The sequence below is a fragment of the Frankia sp. AgPm24 genome (assembly GCF_023243055.1).
Classification (GTDB): Bacteria; Actinomycetota; Actinomycetes; order Frankiales; family Frankiaceae; genus Frankia; species Frankia umida.
Genome location: NZ_JALKFW010000036.1, coordinates 1 through 5,396, shown reverse-complemented (window position 1 = coordinate 5,396; position 5,396 = coordinate 1). Strand labels below are relative to the sequence as shown.

2 protein-coding genes are annotated in these 5,396 nt (G+C 69.4%); both read right to left on the bottom strand.

Features of this window, described 5'->3' with window-relative positions:
- A partial coding sequence (locus tag MXD61_RS05375; protein WP_248811737.1) for a type I polyketide synthase occupies positions 1 to 4,557 on the bottom strand: 4,557 nt, incomplete at its 3' end.
- 53 nt (positions 4,558 to 4,610) lie between these two features.
- On the bottom strand, positions 4,611 to 5,363 hold the full coding sequence (locus MXD61_RS05370) for an acyl carrier protein (protein WP_248811736.1): 753 nt from the start codon (positions 5,361 to 5,363) through the stop codon (positions 4,611 to 4,613).
- Positions 5,364 to 5,396: the final 33 nt, after the last annotated feature.

The window sequence follows — 5,396 nt, the reverse complement described above, 5'->3', positions numbered from 1 at the left end:
CCGCCCCGGAGTCAGCCCGCCCAGAACCGCGTCATCCAGGACCCCGGCGGTGTGAATCACCCCGCTGAGCGGCACCGGAACCCCGGCCAGCAACGCCTCCACCTGATCACGATCAGCCACATCACAGGCCACGATCCGCACGTCAGCGCCAGCGGCCTCCAGCTCCGCCCGCAACTGCTCGACTCCTTCGGCGGCCGGGCCCCTCCGTGAGGTCAGGACCAGATTCCGGACCCCGTGGGCGGCAACCAGATGCCGGGCCACCAGGCCACCCAACATCCCGGTCCCACCGGTCACCACCACACAGCCGTCAGCCAGACCCTCGACCCGGCCGGCGCCGTCAGTCCCGGTGTCGGCGGCACCCGTCACGAGGGGACCATCCGCGGCTCGGGTGAGCCCAGGGATCTCGGCCTGTCCGCCCTGGACCCGGATCTCCCACTTATCCATCGCCGCGGCCCGCCCGAACAACCCCGCGAACCCCACGACATCCCCGCCGAGATCCCGCTCACCGAGATCAGCCAGCAGGATCCGGCCAGGATTCTCCGACTGCGCCGAGCGCACCAACCCCGCCACCGCGGCCGCGACCGGGTCACCACCCGCACCCCGAACCACCACCGCCAACCGAGCCCCACCAAAAGCCGACCCGGACGTGAACGCCTGCAACACCTCCAACACCCGCGCCAACACCACCCGCACCCGCACCAACTCACCCGGCTCAGAGCCAGCGGCATCGACGCGCCGGTCGAGGCCACAGGAAACGAGCAGGTCCGTGTCCAAGACCAGCCACTCCGGCACGTCCTCGGCCAAGGCCTCCAGACCCGCCACATCCGCGATCACAGCGCTGCCCGGCACGGTCGCGCCGCCGTCATCTCCAGTGGCGAGGGAGGTCCAGTCGACGGAGAGCATCATCGGTTCGGCACCGCCGACGGAGGGGGCGGTGGCGGAGGCGGCGGTGATGGGCCGTGAGGTGAGGGCTCCCAAGGTCAGGACCGGCTCGCCCGCGGTGTCGGCCAGGTCCATCGCCAACCCGCCGGAGCCTAGGGTCGCGCGGATCCGAAGGGCGGTGGCGCCGGTGGCATGGAGGATGACACGGTTCCACGCGAACGGAACCATCACTTCGCCGGTGTCACCGGCCGGCGTGGCGACCATGGAGATGTGCAGGGCGGCGTCCAAGAGGGCGGGGTGGATTCCGTATCCGTCGATATCGGCGCCCTCGGGAAGGGTGACCTCGCCGAACAAGTCCTCCTCACGCACCCAGACCGCGCTCAGACCCTGGAACAGCGGCCCATACGCATAGCCGTGATCGACCAGCCGCTCATAGAAGTCCTCGACCGAGACCGGCTCGGCGCCCGGCGGCGGCCAGGCCCGCAGATCGGCACCGTCGGCGACGGAGGCGGCCATGGGAGTGAGGAAGCCCTCGGCGTTCCGCTGCCATTCCGGCGTCCCGGCCAGACGTGAACTCACCATCACCGGCCGACGCCCCGTGCCGTCGGTCTCCGCGACGTGGACTTGGATCTCAACCACCCCGGACGCCGGGACCGGCAAAGGGGCGTGGATGACGAGCTCATCCAGCACCGAACAGTCCACCCGATCCCCAGCGGCGATGACGAACTCGACCATCGCGGCGCCGGGAACGACCACAGCATCGGCGATCACGTGATCGGCCAGCCACGGATGGGTGTTCAGCGACACCCGCCCGGCCAGCATCACCCCACCCGGAACCTCGACCGCCGGACCCAGCAGCGGATGCCCACCGGCCACCTGACCGGTACCGGCAGCAGCAGGAGCGAGCCAATAACGATCCCGCTGGAACGGGTACGTGGGCAGCGGAACGACCCGACCGGGAACGGCGGCACCGGGAATCAGCGCGGCCAGAGCAGTCTGCGTGACCGGCCCGCCAGCAGCCCAGAGTTCGACGAGTCCAGCGACCACCGCGACCGACTCCGACTGTTCCCGGCGCGACAACGCGACCGCCGCGACCGGATGGTCACCGCTCCGGGCGAGAGACGTCAGACTCCCATCCGGACCGATCTCCACCAGGAACCCCGCACCAGCCTCAGCCAGAGCATCGGCGAAGCGGACGAGTTCACGGACCTGCCGCACCCAGTACTTCGGCGACATCCACTCCCGCCGCCCCGCCGACGAAGGTTCGCGATAGTCAACACCGACGGCGACGGCAGCGAACTCCTCCAGCATCGGATCCATCAGCGGTGAGTGGAAGGCATGACTGACCGGCAACATCCGCGCCCGGATCCCACCCGCCGTCGCGAGCGCGACGACTTCTTCGACAGCCGCCTGTTCTCCTGAAACGGTGACCGCGCGCGGCCCGTTCACCGCAGCGACCCACACACCGGTGTGACCGGCAAGGAGCTGGACGACCTGCTCCTCACCGGCGGCCAGCGACGCCATCGCACCCCCGGCAGGGAGAGCCTGCATCAACCGGGCCCTGGCAGCCACCACCCGTGCGGCGTCCTCCAGAGTCCACACACCAGCCGCGAACGCCGCAGTCAACTCACCGATCGAATGACCGACCAGCGCATCCGCACGAACACCCCACGACTCCACCAAACGCCACAACGCCACCTCGAACGCGAACAACACCGACTGCGTGTACACCGTCTGATCCAGCAAACCGGCCAGATCAGAACCCGCGTCAGCGAAGGCCACCTCACGCACCGAAACCCGCGCAGCCCCGCCCAGCTCCGCTCCACCTAGCTCCGCGTCCAGTGCCGCGCAAACCTCACCGAACGCGGCGGCGAACACCGGGAACGCGGCACACAGATCCCGGCCCATTCCCGCCCGCTGAGCACCCTGACCAGCGAACGTGAACACCACCCGCCCAGCGCCGGCCACACCGGAAGACCCCCCGTCCCCAGTCGCCACCACACGGAGCTTCGCCACCGCCTCATCCCGCTCTGCGGCCACCACACCGGCCCGGAACTCCCACACCGAACGGGACGTCAACAACGCACGCCCCACATCGCCCAAGCTCGATACGGGCTGCTGTTCGAGGAAGTCGGCCAGTTGCCCGGCCGCCGCCCGCAGACCTTCCGGGGACCGCGCCGACACCACCAACGGCACCGCACCCGACGTGTCCGAGACCGGCTCGGCAGGCAGGTCCGGCGTCTCAGGAGCGGCTTCCGCGTCAGCCGGGCCTGATGCTTGTTCCAGGGTGATGGGATCCGGTGCTTGTTCGAGGATGATGTGGGCGTTGGTGCCGCTGACTCCGAAGGAGGAGATCCCGGCCCGGCGCGGACGTCCGGTCGCGGGCCACTCACGCTCCTCGGTCAGGATCCGCACATCGCCCGCCGACCAGTCGACCTTCGACGAGGGCGTCTCAGCATGAAGGGTTCGGGGCAGGACACCGTGCCGCATCGCCAGGATCATCTTGGCGAGCCCGGCGACTCCGGCCGCGGCCTGAGAATGCCCGATGTTCGACTTCACCGACCCCAACCACAACGGCTCCCCGCCCTCACCACGGTCGCCGTACACCGCAAGCAACGCCTGCGCCTCGATCGGATCACCCAAAGCCGTCCCCGTGCCATGAGCCTCGACCGCATCCACCTCAGCCGGAGACAACCCAGCGCTCGCCAACGCCTGACGAATCACCCGCTGCTGCGACGGACCATTCGGAGCCGTAAGCCCGTTGGAGGCGCCATCCTGATTCACCGCACTGCCCCGGACCACGGCCAGGACCTCATGCCCAAGCCGCCGCGCATCCGACAGACGCTCCAGGACCAACATCCCCGCGCCCTCGCCCCAGCCCACACCGTCCGCGGTCTCTGAGAATGCCTTGCACCGGCCGTCGGCGGCGACGCCACGGAGCCGGGAGAACTCGATGAAAATGCCGGGATGCGCGATCACGGTCACGCCTCCGGCCAGGGCCATCGAGCACTCACCCGCGCGCAGCGCCTGAGCCGCCAGATGCAACGCCACCAGCGACGACGAGCACGCCGTGTCGACACTCACCGCCGGACCCTCAAGCCCCAGCACGTAGGAGATCCGTCCCGACGCCACACTCGAAGTCGCGCCCGTCCGGTACCCGTCCAGCTCAGGAGTCGCGGTAGCCACGGACTGGTAGTCGTTGGCGGTCAGCCCGGCGTAGACGCCCACGCGCTGGCCCCGCAGGGAGGACGGGTCGATCCCCGCACGCTCCAGCGCCTCCCACGACGTCTCCAACAGCAACCGCTGCTGCGGATCCATCGCCAACGCCTCACGCGGACTGATCCCAAAGAACCCCGCATCGAACACCATCGCGGCGGCCAGAAACCCACCGACACGGACAGACGACTTCCCCACAGCGTCGGGATCCGGGTCGAACAAGCCCTCCAGATCCCAACCTCGATCGGTGGGGAACTCCCCCACCGCATCCGTGCCCGAGGCCAGCAGCTCCCACAACGCCGCCGGACTGTCCACACCACCGGGCAGCCGCAATCCCAGGCCCACGACCGCCACCGGCTCCGATCGGACGTCCTCGTACTCCTTGAGCTGGAGGCGGGCCTGCCGCAGCGCCGCTGTCGTGCGTCGGAGATATTCGAGGGTCCGGTCGTCCTCCGCCATCGAAGTTCGCTCCATTTCTGGTGGTCCGAGTGGACGTGCAGGAGGGCCGGTGATCAGAGATCCAGTTCTTCGTCCAGCAGGTCGAACAGTTCGTCCGCGGTCGCCACCGTCACGTCGGTCGCTCCGGTCGTCTTCTCGCTCTCGCCGGTCAGCTTGGCCAGGGTCTTCTTCAGACGAAGGCTCAGCGTGCGGCGCATTTCGTCGTCGGGCGGGACGGTGAGGAGCCTGGTCTCCAGGTGCTCCAGGAGCTCCCATGGCGTCGCTGTGGCGTCGAGTCCTCTCGCGTCGCCAGGGAGCTCGGCGAGCAGGTAGTCGGCCAGCGCCAATGGAGTCGGGTAGTCGAACACCAACGTCGCGGGCAGCGGCATCCCGGCCAAGGCGGTCAGGCGATTGCGAAGCTCGACCGAGGTCAGCGAATCGAAGCCCGCGTCGTTGAACGCCTGGTCAACCCGGACCAGATCCCGACCCGCGCCGCCTAGAACGACCGACGCCTCAGCACGCACCAACCCGGCCAGATGGAGGGCCCGATCCGCTGGCGCCATCCCGGCAAGCGTCGACCGCAGCGCGTCCGCGGCGGCACCGCTGGCGGCGGCGCGGTGCCGGGTTCCCGTCAGTGCTCGCAGCAAGCCGGGGACCGGGCCGTCCTGACGGCGCAGCACCGCCAGATCCAGCGCCATCGGAACCAGCATCGCATGCCGGGAGCCGAGAGCCTGATCCAGCAGCGCCATGCCGTCTTCGGCGTCCAGCGCGCCCATCCCGGCCCGGCTCATGCGAGCCAGATCAGCCTGAGTCAGATGCCCGGTCATCGTGCTCGCCTCAGCCCAGTAACCCCAGGCCAG

Coding starts and splice junctions, on each gene's coding strand:
- MXD61_RS05370 (WP_248811736.1), bottom strand. CDS start 5,363: ATGACCGGGCATCTGACTCAGGCTGATCTGGCTCGCATGAGCCGGGCC.